We start from the raw sequence: 16,447 nt of genomic DNA, 5'->3' as shown, positions 1-16,447 counted from the left end.
ACCTACTCATCTCCCCCCGTTTTTTCAAACACTCTGAGTTTTGCACTCTTCGAACGTGGATTGTTCTCCATCTCCTCCTCTGTCGGAAGAATCGGTTTGCGAGTAATCACATGTCCCCTGGACTTTCGTCCGCACACGCACACCGGAAATTCCGGTGGGCAGATGCAAGGATTCTCAACGGTTCGAAAATGATTTTTCACGATCCGGTCTTCCAGCGAATGGAAGGTGATAATCGACAGCCTTCCTCCCGGATTCAGAAGATCGATCATGGTATCCAGGGAATCCCGGAGTACATCCAGTTCATGGTTCAGCTCAATCCGGATCGCCTGGAACGTCTGCTTGGCCGGATGACCTTTTTTCGCGCGAATCTTTGCCGGGATGGCACCCTTGATGATCTCGACCAGTTCAAATGTCGTCTCGATCGGCTTTTCGCTTCGTGCCTTCACGATGTGCTTTGCAATATTCTGTGCGAACGGATCCTCACCATAATCGCGGATCATCCGGAAAAGTTCTTTCTCTGAGTATTCGTTGACAATATCCCGGGCGGTCTGCTTCTCCCGCTTGTCCATCCGCATGTCGAGCGGTGCATCCGTGCGATAGGAAAAACCGCGCTCCGCATCGTCAAACTGGAACGACGAAACGCCGAGATCGAGATAGATTCCGTCCACTTTTCCGATCCCCAGTCCCTGTAGGACGCTTCGGATATTGACATAATTGTCTCTGACAATCGTAACCCGGTCTTCAAACGGTTTAAGACGTTCTGTCGCACGCCCGATGGCAAACTCATCCTGGTCGACGCCGATCAGTCTTCCGTTCTCTCCAAGTCTTGAGCACACCTCATACGCATGCCCGCCTCCGCCGAGGGTTCCGTCCACATAGATCCCGTCCGGACGGATATTGAGCGACGATACAGTCTCATCGAGCAGCACCGATACATGTTTGAATTCCACGCTCATTTCCCCCTTTTCGTTTTTGATATCCCGTATTCGATTGTTCAAAGAACCGGTTTTATCTGGGATTCCGAAATCTGCCGTTTCGAAACTCAAAATTTTTAATTCTTGATTCAAAATTCAAAATCCTGAATTCTTAATCTTTGATTCAAAATTCTATATTACCGAAGTTCTCATCTGCAGTTTGCATCCTATCAGAAGCTGAATCCTTCCATGCTCTCCGCAATGTCTTCGATATCATCGAAATTATTCTTTGCGTCATAGGTCGCCGGATCCCAGATTTCAAGGTGATTGCCGACGCCGGCGAGAATGACATTTTTCTCCAGATGCGCGTACTCGCGAAGATGCGCCGGGATCATGATTCGTCCCTGACGGTCCACTTCGTCGTCGGTCGCGCCAATGAAGAAGAAACGGTTGATTTTGCGGGCTTCCTTACTTCCGATCGGGAGCTCTTTGATGTGGTTTTCAAACTTCTCCCATTCGTCCGGAGCGTACACAAAAAGGCACTCGTCAAGTCCACGGGTCACATAGAACTTATCGCCCATCTGCTCCCTGTACTTGGCGGGAATGATTATTCTGCCTTTTGCGTCGATCGTGTGATCGTAACGACCTAACATTCCTGCTCCTTTTCCCCAAAATCTACCACAATGTTTCACAAATCACCACTTGATGTACTAATCATATCGTATAGGTCCGAAAATATCAAGATTACGTGCCGCATTTGTTTTGAATTTTTGAAGCATTTTTTCGCGCTGAAATCGTGGTTTTCCGCCGTTTCGCCGGAGACGAAACCACAAAATGTGCCGCCTGTGGTGTGAAGTGGGGAATATCTTGATCAGAAAAATGGAATACCTATGCAGAATTCATTTTAAGCAGGATGAAAGATGATAATTTTTCATGATAAAGCGAGTCCGAAAGCGAAATTCGGTCCATCATCCCCGCATTCCCGAGGAGGGTACCGAGAACTTCCGATCTCCGACCCGCATTCGTGAGCTCCCCCCGCGAACTTCAGGCCCTGTCCCGCAATCCCGAGGGGAGCTCACGAACGTTTCGCACCGCTCCTGGTCACCATAAGGTGACATTTTCCACTTCAGCGGCGTGTGACTCCTCGCGGAGCGTAATTTTGTTGTATGGGGAGTTTAAGAGAAACTCCCCATACAACAAAAAAGCCCTCCGGTTCTGCTGAACCGAAAGGCTTTATCTGCATTGCAATATTTCGATTTTATATAACTCTAATTTAGATGCCGATCCGGATGCCGGTCGGATATCCGAACCGTCTTCTGTGTTCAGACTTCCTTTACCAGCGCATCATACATGTTTGATCCGTCCATCTTGAGATATGCAACATTCTCAATGACAGCCTGTGCACATGTATCATAGGTGTTTCCGAGAATACTCTTGAATGTATGCTGGACATTTTCTCTGTAAGAGCCGTTCTTCTCAGCCGCCGGCTCATCCTTCTCGTACTGCACCGGTGTAACCAGAAGCTCTGCAAGTTTACGGAGTGTCATCTGTTCCATTAACTTATCGTAGTTTGTCATCATTTCCCCCAAAGTGCGCTATTTTCCTGTTTTTTTATATTTTTTCAAAGAACGGAACAATTCTATCGCACCTTTGGTTTCCTGTCAAACATTCACTGAAAGATAATGTTGTTTTTTGAGTTTACACGTTGAAACGGAATACAACGACATCGCCGTCCTGAACCACGTATTCCTTGCCCTCCATGCGGACAAGTCCCTTCTCACGGGCTCCGGTGTATCCCTGGCAGTCCAGAAGATCCTGATAATTGATAACCTCTGCCTTGATGAAACCTCTCTCGAAATCCGAGTGGATCTTTCCTGCTGCCTGCGGAGCCTTGAGGCCCTTCGTAATCGTCCACGCACGGGTTTCCTTCTCGCCGGCGGTCAGATAAGAAATCAGTCCAAGCAGGGAATAGGAAGCACGGATAAGCTTATCCAGGCCGGACTCGGAAAGACCGAGATCCGCAAGAAACTCCTTCTTCTCCTCATCATCCAGCTGAGAGATCTCCGCCTCAATCTCAGCGCTGATAACAAATACCTCACTGCCGGACTCCTTCGCATATTCGCGAACCGCCTCCACATATTTGCAGGAAGCACCGTCATCGGCAAGATCCTCTTCTGCCACATTTGCCGCAAAGATCACCGGCTTCCAGGTGAGAAGATCCAGCGTGTCGATAAATGCGCGCTCGTCATCATCTGCCGGCTCATAACCGCGAGCCATCTTTCCGTTCTCCAGAAAATCATACAGTTTCTGAAGAACCGCAACCTCAGCTGCCGCCTCCTTGTTGTTGAACGCGGACTTCTTTGTCTTGGAGATACGGCGTTCCAAAACATCCATATCCGCAAAGATCAGCTCCAAATTGATAGTCTCGATGTCACGGCGCGGATCTACGCTTCCGTCAACGTGCACAACGTTTCCATTATCAAAGCAGCGAACGACATGAACGATCGCATCGCACTCGCGGATATTTGCAAGGAACTGGTTTCCGAGACCTTCGCCCTTAGAAGCTCCCTTTACAAGTCCCGCGATATCAACGAACTGAATCACCGCCGGTGTCACCTTCTGGGAATTGAACAACGCTGCAAGCTGGTCCAGACGCGGATCCGGCACAGCAACAACGCCGACATTCGGGTCAATGGTGCAGAACGGGTAATTTGCCGCCTCTGCGCCTGCTTTGGTCAGGGAGTTGAAGAGCGTACTTTTTCCAACATTCGGTAAACCTACGATTCCTAACTTCATAATGCTATATATCTCCTTTAAAATCCTTATTTTACGCGGTTTCCAGCGCTTGTTCCTTAGCAGGTGTACCAATTACTGTACCAATTGATTTACTGTACCATCGAAATACATGGGATGGCAGAAAAAATCACCCAACATTAAGCGTCTTCGCCACAAGATTAATTTCTTTCGTTTTCTCCTCTTCGGTAATGTGAACATACAGGTTCATCGTAATCCCAATATTGGAATGTCCCAGAATCTTCTGTAACGTTTTCGGGAGCATACCACCCTCTATGCATCTGGTAGCAAAGGTATGCCGCAAAACATGCATCGAAAAATGCTTGATCCCAACGGTGTCACAGATCTTGAAAAGAGCAGTATCATAAGTACTGTTCTTAACCGGTTCTCCTTTTCTGCTCAGAAAAACCTGCTCCCTCCACTCCATATTGATTACTTTGATCTGATTGTTCTTCGCCTTCTGAGCTCTAAGGATCTTGATTGCTTCATCCGTAAGAGGAATCGTACGATACCCCGATTTACTCTTCGGCGGACCAACTCTCCACTCCCCGACTTTATGACGAAATTCCATTGATCTTGAGATTGTCATCATTCTATTCTCAAAATCAATATCTTCCCATCTCAATCCTACAAGCTCTCCTGTACGCAACCCAGTCTGCAGAACAAACCTATATTGATTCTCATAACTCTTTCCTACAACACCATTCAGAAAACGCTTCTGATTCTCCACTGTAAGCGCTTCCCTCTTTTCAGAAGGTGCCCCCATATCACTCTTAACCGATTTCTTGCATGGATTAGAAAGGATCACATCATTTTCCTTTGCAAACTCAAGCATATTATAAAGAGTAATTCTGGTCTGATAGATTGTAGACGTCTTGTAACCTGCATCTGCCATATCTGAAAAGATACGCTGACAATGGATCGGTTTTACTTCCGTAAGCAACTTCTTTCCAATCACATTGCGTATATTTCTCTCGTACCTTTCTGTATAGTTTCTCACAGTATTTGGCCTCACGGTTTTCTGTTTGATACTGATCCAGTATTCATACCAGGCCTCCACAATCATATCAGTGGCATTCTCAATGTCCGTATGTTCATCAATATATGTCGCATCCGCAATCCACTGTCTGCATTCCTGCAACTTCTTAAAACGTTTCACCTGGCGTTTTCCGTGTTTATCCGTATATCTCGCCGCATAAAGCCCATCCGTCTGCTGGACGATTCCCACGCCAAGTTCCTTACCTCTAAGGTCTTTTCCCATCTAACGGCTCTTTTCTTTAAAAAGCCCCCAGAATAGCAACAAACATTGTACTACAAAGGGGGCACCTTTTTCAATCAGCAATCCGGATTTTGCTAAACTCCCTGAATGCGCCGCTCATAACTGGATAGTTTCTGACAAGAACTTTTCAAACTCCTTCCTCTTCACCAACTTCTTTTTTCCCACATACAGCACAAACGGACACCTCGGCATCCGCAACATATTCTCCAGCCGATTGATCCCAATGTTCGAATACTCTGCCGCCTCCCGAATGGTCAATGTCACCTTCTCGTAAATCGGCACCCTTTCTGGCTCCTTCTGCGCGTCTCGATCTGAAATCAAGGTCATCATGTTTCCCCCTTCCTAAATGAAATGGTTGTCTTCCTCTACCTCTTTGGAAAAAACACGACTTTTGGATTTCGCATCTGATCACACAAAAAGACGCCACACGGAAATCATCGTTCCATGTAGCGTCGCGCCTTACCAAAAGATACGGATACTGGCAGCAGGTTCAATTCAGTTAGCAACACGCCTATAAGATATAAGCTGTTCCCATTCGATTAAAATCTATCATAATAGTTAATCTTTAAATACTCATCCCCTTTATAACTAAAGTCGGATACCGTTATCGAACTTGCTTCTGTTTTCCAAGAGTAAGATGTTATATATGCAGTGCTGTAATACTCGGGCTCCCCATATCTTTCTACATATAGTTTGACTATATCCTTAAAATGTTTAAGTCTAATAGTATAAGATACTCCATCTTCTTTTTGGTCTGCGGTTAGAAAAACTGAACTCAATCCCACATCTTTGTAGCAATCAGCAGATACCCAACAATCAAGGCCTTTTATACCCTCAAAGTCGTAAACATATCCACAGACACGTTCTTTTTCTATACGCATATTTGCTTTATACATGTTCTCTATTTTTTCTAGTGTGATTTGTTTACTATCCCCCCATTTTGCCCCAGCAAAATATCCTTGTTTAATATTTTGCCGAGTCATTAATGTGCGAAAACTTATTACGATTAGAATTATAGCTACTGTTAGAATAATCAGCTTTGCGGCTTTGTTTTTTTTGATATATGTAATTACTTTTTTAAGTCCACTTTTTAATTTGATAAAAAAATCATAGCTCAAACTGCCCTGGTTTACAGTTTCAGATGAACAGCTACTATTTAAGTTATTCTCGTCAACTTCTTCCCCACATTTATTACAATATTCTTCTTGAGGTGTAGCCTCAATCTTTTGCCCACAAAACATACAGAATTTTGAATCATCATCTATTTCTGCTCCACACTTTTGGCAAACCATAACGGCCACCTCCCATATCTAATTCCAGAATTCCCTAATAATGAAGTTTCCATGTCAAATTCTCTTATTCCGGATGTATCTATTATTTTTCGTGCGCTTTGATAAATTCCATATTTTTCTTCTCAATCTTATTTAACGTTATGTCAATATCGAACTTATCTGGATCAATAATGCCTTCATACCATGACTGAGAATCAAAATAAGCCTGCAATTCTTTATCCTTGAATCTCCGTCCATATCTTGCAGCAATTTCATTTCTTCCTTTTCTAAGTTCATCATTTGATAATCCCGTCAAGTCCGCTTCTGTCAACAATCTTTTCGAACTTTCAGGAAAAATATAATATTCTGTTGGTTCCACACTTATTCGTGAACCTTCATAGGCGCCGTTGGATTTCCTGTCCTCCCTATCATTCGGTTTCGCTTTCACAGTTGTACTTTTTTTGTTTTTTTCAGGAGTTTTCATCTCTATTGTTTTATTGGTTCTTTCCTCATAATTATCATTTTCGCCTATTACTGCCTCTATGCTTTGATCTACTGTATGATCATTTCTATTTGTATAATTATTGTTTTTTTCTTTCCCCTGTGCTTTATAATTAGCAACTACCTTTCGCAGCTCATCAAGAATCATCTTATCTGTATCTGACAAAAACAATGGGGCAGGTTTTTCCAAAAATCTCTCCAGTTCTTCGATGAACTCTTTGTCGTTTGCTTTATCATTACTTTCAATCAAAACCATAGTATAAGCTTTCAAATTTACTTCATATTTATCTTTTAGTGACATTATAGTAGCCAAAATAGCCCAAATCAAAAGTAAAAGAAGAACAAGTATGAATATTGTGATTTTAATTGTTCTTGCACCAAAATTTGCCTTCTTTTTATCTGTTTCATGATTTCCAAGCCAATCTCCCATTTGTTTCGTTTCTAAAGTGTTCAACGGATCAAATGATTTATTCTCAGTTTCTAATCCTGTCGAAGTTCCACAAAAAGGGCAAAAAAGCGATCCATCCTTAAGAGCCTTACCACATTCTTTACAAAACATCTTGAACCCCTTTTATTTCATCTCTTACCGGCAATCTCAAATATCCGATATTTTGCCAAGTTATCCTCGTACTCAACAGACACCTGAAAGACAGCTACATGTTTTAGTATCTCCGCAAGTGAATCCTCTCCACTGTGTTTCTTAAAAGATTCCCACTGATAGCTTCCTTCAAACAACGCTATCGCCGGTTTATATTTTGAACCAATCGTATACGTTAAGATTTCCGCAAGCATCCGAACAAGCGTTTCTTTACTATATGGCTTCTTTATTTCTGCAGCATATTTTCCATCAAGGATAAGGTCCATCCCACCTATGCCCTCCATCACTTGTTCAGTAGGGATCTCATATTCCGTGACCTCGATGTCTCCGATATTTTTCCACCTTCTAGGCAAATTACAACCTTCGCATATTGATGGATTTTTATCGTAATAATACATGCATCTGCAAATTCTTTTTTCCGTTTCAGAATCAGACTTACAGCCTGAGCATAAATCATGTTTTTCATGATGCCTCTTATCTGTATCACTCACTTCACCTATAAGTAATTTTTTTAGAAGCATGTCAGAATCCGGTGAAGTAAAAGATTTTCTGCATATATCCGCCAATTCTTTCATATTCTTTTCTTCTGCTGTTTTATTGTTGATATCAACCCTATCCTTGAATACTCCCATATCTCTTGACCCTTTTTGATTACTTTTTCAGTCTCAACATTAACGAGAATCCCATATTCAAAATTGCGCTTTATACTGTCTCACTTTAGATTAAATTCGCCAAAAAAACAAAAAAAATAAGTGCATTATCTTGTTTATTTTACATATATTGTCTATACATATCTTTTTTCAGTCAGATTGATCTTTTTCCTATATATACATCCGACAACAACGATACTATCAAAAAAAATCCCGCAGCCATCAGCTTTCGCCAACAACCGCGGGATTCCCTTTGATTATATTCTACATTCAAAAGCATGAAGAAACTGATTTTCCTTACTAACGGGCTAATTCGAAGAGCATAAACGGAAAAGTGAATCTGAAAAGTCAAAAAAGATCATTACTTATCAGTATAGTAATGGGTTTATAATTCCATTAGATGGATTATAGCACTGATAGCCAAATAAAGTAGGAGCACGTTATGAAAAGCAAATTTAAAGATTTGACTAGGTTTATTCCGGTAATCAAAGATGATAGCTTCGGAAAATGGATTGCAGATCATGATAATGACGGGACTTCAGAACATCCAATTCAGTTTCCGTTTGTTATTTATTCAAAGTGCGTCCTTGAATTAGAAGAAGCTATTTATAAAATTTGATAAACAGAATCCGGATATGGAATTCCATAATTATGGTGCGATACTTGAATCCAATGGGCTAGAATGGGACATTCGATCAATGCAAGAAGCAGATGTTTCTAATTTGGATGCACAAGCTATATTAGCACTCTTGTTAGGCGCTGTAAGAGCAGAGCGTTTTTGCGATGGCGCGTTATTAGAATTTTTGGAATCAGGTGCAATCCTGCGGTGAGAGTGTGAAATTTTTTCTGTAAATAGCCTTCTATGATGTTAAAGGTTGAGCCGGTGAGCACGTATGATGCTGACCGGCTCTTGACTTACTATTACCAAACAGCAGAGCGCATGTCAATAAGGCTGGCCGTTTTGACCATCCCATTTATTTGCGTCTGAAGTTTCTATAGCCTTATTCAGGCATCCTGCTCTCGTACATGATGGCCATTTCTCCGTAGACCTGGCCCCAGTTCCGGATCGGCATAGACCACTTCTTTGTTGCTTCGAAAGTGGACAGATACAGAGCTTTCAGAAGTGCCTGATCACTCGGAAATACGCTTCTCTGGCGGTTCAGCTTACGGTATGTAGAATTTAGGCTTTCAATGGCATTGGTGGTACTATGACGATATCGTTATAGTACTACTTATACCGATAAAATAATTATGCCGATATTTACTGAAAATGTTGAAGTTCACTTGGGATTCAGAAAAATATCGGCATAGTTTTTATAGCCTGTATAGCTGCTTCATAATGGATTTGTTTTTCCAAATCTTCTCTTCATTACCGGATGGATTGGCCTTTTCTATTGATTCTGCAAGTGTTTTTAAGGTTGCAAATGCATAGAATCCTGTTGTGGTCGATACGCTCTCATGACCTAGTAGCTGTTGGATATATGATAGCGGGCAACCTGCCTGATACAAGTCCATAGCTCTTGTTTTCCTGAACATGTGGAAATGAACTTTTTCTGGCATCATCACTTTCTTTCTGGAAATATCAGCATATTTTTTTAGAACATTTTGAATCGCATCTTCAGAAAGGGCATGTATTACACCGTGAGTGGTCGTATAAAACAAAGGATTATCCACTCTTTTATCTTTGTGAAATTCCTTGAGATAGTTGTATAAATGTCGGGTAGTCTTATTCATTAAGGGGATGTTTCTATATTTCTGTCCTTTCCCCAAAACTGTCACATATGGCACTTCTGCGTCAAGATGGAGTGATGACACTTTTAAGTTTATCAGTTCGCTTACACGCAGGGCTGCATCATATCCTATTATTAGGATCATCCGATTTCTTCGTCCAATCCTGGCATCTTCTGATGGAGCCGATAATAATTCTTTTAGCTGAGCTTTTTCAAAGTATTCAATTTCATGCTCCGTCACAGACAGTCCTTTTATTGCTTTGGAGTTAACATAGATGGCTGTTATATCCACTGATTCATCTGCAGCATAAGATAGAAGTGCGCGTATTGCAGTGATTCTTAAATTGCAGGTCTTTGCACTAAGCTTCTGAATGTCCTTCATATATACAAGATAATCTTTAAGATTATTCTTATTAAAGTCCTTATAACAAATGTCTTTGCGTTTTATTGATTTTTCAGCTTCAAGATAGTCTATGTAAGAGTTCAGCGATCTTCTGTAAGTCTCAATAGTATTGTTGCTTTTCTGACGTATTGTAGGTAATTCTTTATTTAAAAAATCTGATGCGTTATTCCAGAAAAACGCACTATCAGCATCTGCTGTTCTATTCTTGATCATTATCAGTCACCTCCGGTAATAAGTCTTCAAAAAAGGATGATTTTTCAATGATTTCTCGGTATATCTCAGGAACCAGATGGAAATAGTAAAGAGTGCTTTCAATGTCCTGATGTCCCATATAACGCATGAGATATGGAAGCATGGCATTTACATCTTTTCCTTCTTTCAGCCATCGGTTCATATTTGCGTAGGCGAAATGATGTCGGAGATCATACGCTCTAATGCTTACTCCATTTCCCTGTTTCTCTGGAAATGCTGTGTACCATATCTTAAGAAAAGTGTTTTCTACTGATTCGGAACTATATGGGGAATCACCTCTTGATGGAAAGAAGTATACTCGGTTTGGGAGCAATCTATTAACCGATTCGTTATAAGAAGCAAGATAATGAGATAATTCATCAGAAATAAAAATGCGCCTGCTTTTAGGACCTTTAGACTGCAGAATGTCGATATAGTTATGATTCAACACCACATTTTCACACTTAAGTGTACGCGCTTCTTTACAGCGGAGGCCGCAACAGTACATAAGTCTGTACATTGCTGGGAAAACTATATTTCTTTTTGGTACATGACAATCATATGGCATACTATCACAAGCCATGAAAAATACAGATATTTCTGCTTCGGTAAACAGATATGGCTGAACAGGTGTCGGTAATGGAACCTTTTTGTAGGGGATGATATATGCATCTGTATACCCAATACTGATGAGATACCTTGAAAACTCCCGAAGAAATGCTGCTAGATTATACAAAGTGCCCGGGGTATGTGAATGTTCCTTCAAGAATGAGTTTATGGATGTCTTGCTTGGGACATTTTCATCAGGAAAGTTGGCAGAAGTATACTCTGCATATTTCATAAGATGGTATTCTGCTGATACGTAAACATAACCATTATGTCTTTTATAGTTTACAAAATCGTCTATTAGCTCAGTTAATGATTTATTCATGGCTTACACCTCCTGGAAGGGGGAGCGTGCAGGATGCCATGATCTTGTCATCTGTGGAAAGGTAAACAGAAACTACATTTGGATCATGATGCCCTAAAACTGCTGAGATATTGCCCATAGTTACTTCAGACCTTAGCATCACAGAAGCTGCGTTATGCCTGGTTGTCCTGCTTCCAGTACTTCTTGCATCATTAGATATGCCAGCCAGCTTTTCCATCTTCTGGAGCACTACTCGAATAGAGGCGCCATCACCCTCAAGACGGGAAAATGGTGCAAGTGCCCGGACAAAAAGATATTTAGATTTGCAATCAGGCCGTTCGTTTAGTATATAGTCCGCTATAGCATTTCCATACGATTTGCGGAGTGGTAGGCTTATTGCATGCCCTGTTTTCTGTTGTTTTATATAGATTATCTCTTTGCTCCAATCGATATCTGACAGCTTTATATTGCATGCATCCACTGCTCTTAGCCCTGTTTCTAAAAGAAGCAGACATATAGCCTTATCACGCTTCGTCATACAGTTATCATTCAATACTTTATTAATAGCATCTATGTCAGGTTCGCTGTATATTTCAATGATTTTTCGTTCTCTGGGAAGATGTGATGGGAGCTCCATCGTAAGATTTTTTATATCTGGATAAAGTAATAGGAATCTTTTAAGTCCTGATAGCCCGCTAGAGATTGTTGTTGGTTTGAAATAACCATGATCATAAAGGTATAGTATAAAGTCACATATATCGCCGGGACCTAATTCTTCAACAGATGAGTACGACTTTTCTTCGCAATAAAGCAGAAGATATGCAACAATGCGTTTGTATGTGCATATGGTATTAGGTTGTATTTCATCATCTACTAATAACCGAATGTATTTGTCTAATTCAGTGCGTAATCTTTCAGATTTTATCCTGTTGGTAACAGCATTCCCGGGTTTTCTGGAAGTATCTACGTCACCATTTTCAATGAAAGACCTGATCAGGTTTACAACGCGGATTCTTTGCCGCTGTTTTAAAACTGAAAATTCACCAGTATATACATTATTACAGTCTTTCAGATATTCACTGAACAGCTTATCAGTGGGCTCTTGGATATCCAAGTTTTGCGCCAACTTATTAAGTACATTAAATTTCCGCCTATATCGACGAATGGTTTCCTCACTATACTCTTTTTCTTTCAATGACTCCAAAGTCTTTCTGAGTATTTCTTGGATTTTAGTTTCACTATGCATAGAAATATACCTCCTTATGGCAAGTATATATCATGCAAAAATTTATGCCGATATTTTTCTGAATACGCAGTAATTATCAGTAGTTTCAGCAAATATCGGCATATTTTTTTTATCGGTATAAGTGGTATAGATGACCGTTCTAACATCTGCTGAAAATTTAAAAATCGGTGTGATAGCATCCCAGTTCGTTCGCCAGGATCTCATAGCAGTTGGATACTTCTCGCTCCATTTTTCTTCGACTTCATCCCGGATCTCAGCTGCTTTGGTCTCATCCGGAGCATGATATATTTTTTTGAGATCAGCAGCAAACGGTTTACGATCCTTGTCTGCAACAAATTTCAAGGTGTTACGTACCTGATGTACGATGCAACGCTGGTATTCTGTCTGAGGGAAAGCGGTTGAAATGGCATCTTTGATGCCTGTCAGGCCATCTGCACATATGATCATGATATCGTGAACACCGCGATTTTTAAGGGTATTCAGGACAGATAACCAGTATTTGGCGCTTTCTGTCTGACCAACTTCGATGGTCAAGACTTCCTTACGGCCTTCAAGGTTGATGCCCAGAATAACGTATGCTGCAAGCTTTCGGATGACGTTATTGTCCCTGACAGAATAGTGGATTGCATCGATGTAAACCACCGGATAGATCTCATCTAACGGTCTGTTCTGCCATTCTTCAATCTGCGGCAAGAGTTTATCGGTTACGTCTGAAATGAAGCTTTCAGAGGCCTCAAATCCATATATATCCATAAGAGTATCGGAGATCTGACGAGTTGTCATACCCTTGGCATACATGGAGATGATCTTCTGATCGATACTGGAGATATCCTTCTGGCGTTTCTTTACAATCTGCGGCTCGTAAGTTGAATCTCGATCCTGCGGAACCTCAATGGTCATAGAACCGTAGCTGGTGTTAACCTGCTTCTGCTTTGTTCCATTGCGATAATCCGTATGCTCTGAGCGATCAACACGCTGAGATTTTCCGTAGCCAAGGTGTTCATCCATTTCGGCTTCCATCATTTCTTTGATGGTTCCGCCAAGCAGATCCTTTAGCGCATCCTGAATGTCCTCCGCTGTTTCGATATCGTATTCTTGGAGAAGCTGTGAGATGATGGCACGTTTACCATCTGTCATCTGAACATGATGTACCGGCTGTTTCTCTTTTCTTGCCATAATTTTAGGCCTCCTATGATTTAGTGTATCATAGAAGGCCTTGGTCAATTCATTTTTACAGACTTTTTCTCACACTCTCCCTGCGGTGGCTTAACAGGTTCCAGGAAAATAGATTCAAAATAACTTTGATGCGTTGGCCCTTTTTCTCTGACTGAAAAATGGCCCTTTTCACCCGACTCTGAATGGCCCTTTTAGCCCGACCCTAACAGCAGTCTTTGACATCCTTCGATGCTTCTGAAAAATCTATCAATATGTAAGATCTGTATTCCTTTTTGGCAAATTCCTCTACCAGAGTACTTTTTCCCACACGTCTGGCACCTTCCACAAGTATCGCATACTGTCCGGCATACCTGGCCTTCCATTCAAGCAACTTGCCATATAGTTTTCTTTTAAACACTGCCATAATGCACCTCCCGGCAAATGCAAGTCAAAAACATCCGTTTTGCCACGATTATTATACGCAATTTTATCCGTTTTACCAATGCTTTGTTTTCAAAAAGCATCCGTTTTGCTTGAAAAAAATTCAGGTAAAACATCCGTTTTTCCAGGTTTTTGGCTTTATGATGTAGAAGTTGTCAATTGACTTTTTGTACGTCATCAGATTTCCCGGCATTCTATTGGATCCTCTTTTATATAAGGATTTACTACAAAATCCACGAAATCACTTGCCGCCAGAATGATTCCGTCCGCGTGAAATAATAGGGTTCTTCTCTTTAACGATTCATTTTTATTCCAATGTGGAACAGCAATCTCCTCGACCTTATTGACACGGTATCCTACCGAAACCCAAAATGCTCGAATTCCGTGGTAGTCCTTATGCTCCAACGCCCTATCAACCATCGCATAATATGCCTCAAATATATTTGCTGAGTCATAATACTCAGTAGGACAATCCGTCATTTCTCCCATAGACCAATAGTCTAATTTCCCATCGATACTGTCCATAACACCACGCTCATCATCTTCGCTCGTTTTTACGGTAGGATCAGCACCGGCATCCAGTAACAGTTCTGCGACATCCAGAATATATTGATCATAAAAACTCCAGCAAAGCTGGAGCAAACAGCTTGCACCATTATGCCCGCTATTTTCTTTCACATCAAATCCATTTTCAAGGAATATCTCCGTCAACACGCTCATTATAGCCTTGTCTTTTCATAGACCTTAAGTAAAAAACAAACCCGGCAAAATATTTCTGCCAGGTTCGTCTTTTCATCATTCAAGTTAGAGAACACAATTGGAGATATAAGCACAAATCTGCTTAATATCAACATTGGACTGGAAATCGAACTGTAATCTTGTTCCATTTGCAAACGTCAAAAGAAGCTCGCTATCTATATCGAGAAGCCCAGCAGTTTCAACACCAAAATACAGAACTTTCGAATACGGATACGAAATATACGAAACTTTCTTTCCAGTGATTCCCTGAACATTTGCAACAATGATACGTTTGTTTGTAAAGACAACCTGATCTCGAATTGTCTGGAACGCCTGAACCACCGCTTCTCCATCTACAAGAAACATATTGATTTCATTCCGGATGGAAGAAGTATTGATTTCCTTGAGATTAAACGTACTTGCGTCTCCTAAAATGCCAGATGAAATATTTGCCATGGTTTCCTCCTTCATATTACAATCTATATTAAAAATAATACACCTACTCGAGTATTCATTAAAGTCATATTCCAAACAGAATCACTTTTTTCTACCACAAAAAAAGAGAGCAAGATCCTGTATCTTAACCTCTCCTGTATCTTGACCTCTTTGGGATATATTATGCTTTTTGTTTGGGAACAAATTGAATTTTCAGTGTCGCTTCCATTTCATCATCATGTCATGTATTGTAAATATACGATAGATCAGAATGATTTGAATCAACACCTACGCTTCGTAGAGTTCGTGTTTTAACCCTAACCGATGATTTCCACCACCTTCAACTCACCCCGCGTATTCCGGCTTTCTGTGTTCCCACCCTTCAGGTTCATCGGAAACTTCGTCGTATCCCCGCCGATCTCAACCGTAATCCCCCGGATCTGCCCGCCATACGATTCAACCTGAATTTGGTCAAAAGAAAAAGATCGGTCTCCCGATCCCTTTCGAAATTCTGTTATGTTTCAAATGTATTATGACTCATTTACCAGTTTCCCCGTCATATGATCCGGTATCAGTTTCAGACACTGAACCCGCGGAAGTGCATTTTTCAATTCCCTCTCAAGATATTCTTTGTCATCGGTAAATTTTTCCACAAGTCGAGTGCATATCTCTCTTGCCTTTTCCTCATCGGTTACCAATTCGATATGCCCAAATATAATGACACTTGTTATATTCAGAGGCCACTCTCCCGGCTTTCGAAATCCCTCATCATATACCGTGTAACAAGCCTTGTTACAGTTATTGATCGCGTCGATTTTGTGCCCCTCTTTTGCACCATGAAAATAAAGACAGCCGTCCTCTTCGCAATACCAATGATCGATCGGAATACCATAAGGATACCCGTTTTCGCCGATCAGAGACAAAACGCCTCTCTTCTGTTCATTCAGAACTCTCTTACATTCGTCATCGGACACCTGCTGTTTGAATCGTCTCATTTTTCTGAACATGATACACCTCTCTATTCTATCCCCTTGCTGATTAAAGAAATTAGAATTGAAAAAGCGCCAGCCTTTCATGTCTTCTACGGCCTAATGACATGAAATCTGACGTGGCGTTTTGCTACCCGGCGGCAGTTTATGATACGTGAACTAT

17 protein-coding genes and 3 pseudogenes are annotated in these 16,447 nt (G+C 41.3%); 2 read left to right on the top strand and 18 right to left on the bottom strand.

Annotated features, from left to right (window positions below; translation table 11 throughout):
- Positions 1-2: 2 nt before the first annotated feature.
- The 9 genes from rsmH to BR86_RS0104370 all read right to left on the bottom strand — a co-directional run bounded on the left by rsmH (position 3) and on the right by BR86_RS0104370 (position 7,988).
- Entirely contained in the window at positions 3-950 is a 948-nt protein-coding gene (rsmH, locus tag BR86_RS0104410) for a 16S rRNA (cytosine(1402)-N(4))-methyltransferase RsmH (RefSeq protein ID WP_038287853.1), read from the bottom strand.
- A gap of 194 nt (positions 951-1,144) precedes the next feature.
- Positions 1,145-1,567 (bottom strand): division/cell wall cluster transcriptional repressor MraZ, encoded by a 423-nt coding sequence (gene mraZ, locus BR86_RS0104405; RefSeq protein ID WP_031471782.1) that lies wholly within the window; start codon positions 1,565-1,567, stop codon positions 1,145-1,147.
- Positions 1,568-2,236: 669 nt separating this feature from the next.
- Entirely contained in the window at positions 2,237-2,491 is a 255-nt protein-coding gene (locus tag BR86_RS0104400) for a hypothetical protein (RefSeq protein WP_031471781.1), read from the bottom strand.
- Between the two features lie 121 nt (positions 2,492-2,612).
- Entirely contained in the window at positions 2,613-3,710 is a 1,098-nt protein-coding gene (gene ychF, locus BR86_RS0104395) for a redox-regulated ATPase YchF (RefSeq protein ID WP_031471780.1), read from the bottom strand.
- 127 nt (positions 3,711-3,837) lie between these two features.
- Complete coding sequence (locus BR86_RS0104390; RefSeq protein ID WP_031471779.1) at positions 3,838-4,968, bottom strand: tyrosine-type recombinase/integrase; 1,131 nt, start codon at positions 4,966-4,968, stop codon at positions 3,838-3,840.
- A 114-nt stretch (positions 4,969-5,082) separates the two neighbouring features.
- Positions 5,083-5,316, bottom strand: coding sequence for an excisionase (locus tag BR86_RS0104385; protein WP_242841560.1), 234 nt, complete (start codon positions 5,314-5,316; stop codon positions 5,083-5,085).
- A 209-nt stretch (positions 5,317-5,525) separates the two neighbouring features.
- On the bottom strand, positions 5,526-6,278 hold the full coding sequence (locus BR86_RS0104380) for a zinc ribbon domain-containing protein (RefSeq protein WP_031471777.1): 753 nt from the start codon (positions 6,276-6,278) through the stop codon (positions 5,526-5,528).
- Between the two features lie 82 nt (positions 6,279-6,360).
- Positions 6,361-7,317, bottom strand: coding sequence for a YARHG domain-containing protein (locus BR86_RS15070; protein ID WP_031471776.1), 957 nt, complete (start codon positions 7,315-7,317; stop codon positions 6,361-6,363).
- Positions 7,318-7,334: 17 nt separating this feature from the next.
- Entirely contained in the window at positions 7,335-7,988 is a 654-nt protein-coding gene (locus BR86_RS0104370; RefSeq protein ID WP_031471775.1) for a hypothetical protein, read from the bottom strand.
- Between the two features lie 460 nt (positions 7,989-8,448).
- Between BR86_RS0104370 and BR86_RS15930 the strand changes: the two genes are divergently transcribed.
- Both BR86_RS15930 and BR86_RS15570 read left to right on the top strand, forming a co-directional pair.
- The gene (locus BR86_RS15930) at positions 8,449-8,625 is read left to right on the top strand and encodes a hypothetical protein (protein WP_154661362.1); all 177 of its coding nucleotides are present in this window, start codon (positions 8,449-8,451) and stop codon (positions 8,623-8,625) included.
- Between the two features lie 16 nt (positions 8,626-8,641).
- Complete coding sequence (locus BR86_RS15570) at positions 8,642-8,836, top strand: DUF6508 domain-containing protein (RefSeq protein WP_081844068.1); 195 nt, start codon at positions 8,642-8,644, stop codon at positions 8,834-8,836.
- A gap of 171 nt (positions 8,837-9,007) precedes the next feature.
- Here BR86_RS15570 and BR86_RS16565 read toward each other — a convergent pair.
- The 9 genes and pseudogenes from BR86_RS16565 to BR86_RS0104320 form a co-directional block, all read right to left on the bottom strand.
- Positions 9,008-9,211 (bottom strand): annotated as a pseudogene (locus BR86_RS16565) (transposase); the annotation flags it as partial.
- Positions 9,212-9,320: 109 nt separating this feature from the next.
- Entirely contained in the window at positions 9,321-10,352 is a 1,032-nt protein-coding gene (locus BR86_RS0104360) for a tyrosine-type recombinase/integrase (RefSeq protein ID WP_075034414.1), read from the bottom strand.
- Positions 10,339-11,301: a tyrosine-type recombinase/integrase gene (locus BR86_RS15065; protein ID WP_051684574.1), complete on the bottom strand. Its 963-nt coding sequence runs from the start codon at positions 11,299-11,301 to the stop codon at positions 10,339-10,341. Before BR86_RS15065 ends, BR86_RS0104360 begins: the two co-directional genes overlap by 14 nt.
- Positions 11,294-12,526: a tyrosine-type recombinase/integrase gene (locus BR86_RS0104350; RefSeq protein WP_031471772.1), complete on the bottom strand. Its 1,233-nt coding sequence runs from the start codon at positions 12,524-12,526 to the stop codon at positions 11,294-11,296. The genes BR86_RS15065 and BR86_RS0104350 overlap by 8 nt, the downstream gene beginning before the upstream one ends.
- Before the next feature lie 120 nt (positions 12,527-12,646).
- Positions 12,647-13,702: pseudogene (locus BR86_RS0104345) on the bottom strand (IS256 family transposase); the annotation flags it as partial.
- 211 nt (positions 13,703-13,913) lie between these two features.
- A pseudogene (locus BR86_RS0104340) lies at positions 13,914-14,105 on the bottom strand (AAA family ATPase); the annotation flags it as partial.
- A gap of 194 nt (positions 14,106-14,299) precedes the next feature.
- Positions 14,300-14,842: a hypothetical protein gene (locus BR86_RS0104330; protein ID WP_031471769.1), complete on the bottom strand. Its 543-nt coding sequence runs from the start codon at positions 14,840-14,842 to the stop codon at positions 14,300-14,302.
- A gap of 84 nt (positions 14,843-14,926) precedes the next feature.
- The gene (locus BR86_RS0104325; protein WP_031471768.1) at positions 14,927-15,316 is read right to left on the bottom strand and encodes a PH domain-containing protein; all 390 of its coding nucleotides are present in this window, start codon (positions 15,314-15,316) and stop codon (positions 14,927-14,929) included.
- Between the two features lie 509 nt (positions 15,317-15,825).
- A complete protein-coding gene (locus BR86_RS0104320) occupies positions 15,826-16,302 on the bottom strand; it encodes a pyridoxamine 5'-phosphate oxidase family protein (protein ID WP_031471767.1) in 477 nt (158 codons plus the stop codon).
- Positions 16,303-16,447 lie beyond the last annotated feature (145 nt).

This window comes from [Clostridium] aminophilum DSM 10710 (assembly GCF_000711825.1).
GTDB lineage: Bacteria > Bacillota > Clostridia > Lachnospirales > Lachnospiraceae > Clostridium_R > Clostridium_R aminophilum.
Note: the sequence above shows the minus strand (reverse complement) of the source record. Positions and strands in the feature narration are given on the sequence as shown.

Bases quoted from the DNA above. Each gene is read 5' to 3' on its own strand.
- BR86_RS0104325 (WP_031471768.1), bottom strand. From the start codon at position 15,316: ATGGCAAATATTTCATCTGGCATTTTAGGAGACGCAAGTACGTTTAAT.
- BR86_RS0104385 (WP_242841560.1), bottom strand. From the start codon at position 5,316: ATGATGACCTTGATTTCAGATCGAGACGCGCAGAAGGAGCCAGAAAGG.
- BR86_RS0104330 (WP_031471769.1), bottom strand. From the start codon at position 14,842: ATGAGCGTGTTGACGGAGATATTCCTTGAAAATGGATTTGATGTGAAA.
- BR86_RS0104350 (WP_031471772.1), bottom strand. From the start codon at position 12,526: ATGCATAGTGAAACTAAAATCCAAGAAATACTCAGAAAGACTTTGGAG.
- ychF (WP_031471780.1), bottom strand. From the start codon at position 3,710: ATGAAGTTAGGAATCGTAGGTTTACCGAATGTTGGAAAAAGTACGCTC.
- BR86_RS15570 (WP_081844068.1), top strand. From the start codon at position 8,642: ATGGAATTCCATAATTATGGTGCGATACTTGAATCCAATGGGCTAGAA.
- BR86_RS0104370 (WP_031471775.1), bottom strand. From the start codon at position 7,988: ATGGGAGTATTCAAGGATAGGGTTGATATCAACAATAAAACAGCAGAA.
- BR86_RS15930 (WP_154661362.1), top strand. From the start codon at position 8,449: ATGAAAAGCAAATTTAAAGATTTGACTAGGTTTATTCCGGTAATCAAA.
- BR86_RS0104360 (WP_075034414.1), bottom strand. From the start codon at position 10,352: ATGATCAAGAATAGAACAGCAGATGCTGATAGTGCGTTTTTCTGGAAT.
- BR86_RS0104400 (WP_031471781.1), bottom strand. From the start codon at position 2,491: ATGACAAACTACGATAAGTTAATGGAACAGATGACACTCCGTAAACTT.
- BR86_RS15070 (WP_031471776.1), bottom strand. From the start codon at position 7,317: ATGTTTTGTAAAGAATGTGGTAAGGCTCTTAAGGATGGATCGCTTTTT.
- mraZ (WP_031471782.1), bottom strand. From the start codon at position 1,567: ATGTTAGGTCGTTACGATCACACGATCGACGCAAAAGGCAGAATAATC.
- BR86_RS0104380 (WP_031471777.1), bottom strand. From the start codon at position 6,278: ATGGTTTGCCAAAAGTGTGGAGCAGAAATAGATGATGATTCAAAATTC.
- BR86_RS0104390 (WP_031471779.1), bottom strand. From the start codon at position 4,968: ATGGGAAAAGACCTTAGAGGTAAGGAACTTGGCGTGGGAATCGTCCAG.
- BR86_RS15065 (WP_051684574.1), bottom strand. From the start codon at position 11,301: ATGAATAAATCATTAACTGAGCTAATAGACGATTTTGTAAACTATAAA.
- BR86_RS0104320 (WP_031471767.1), bottom strand. From the start codon at position 16,302: ATGTTCAGAAAAATGAGACGATTCAAACAGCAGGTGTCCGATGACGAA.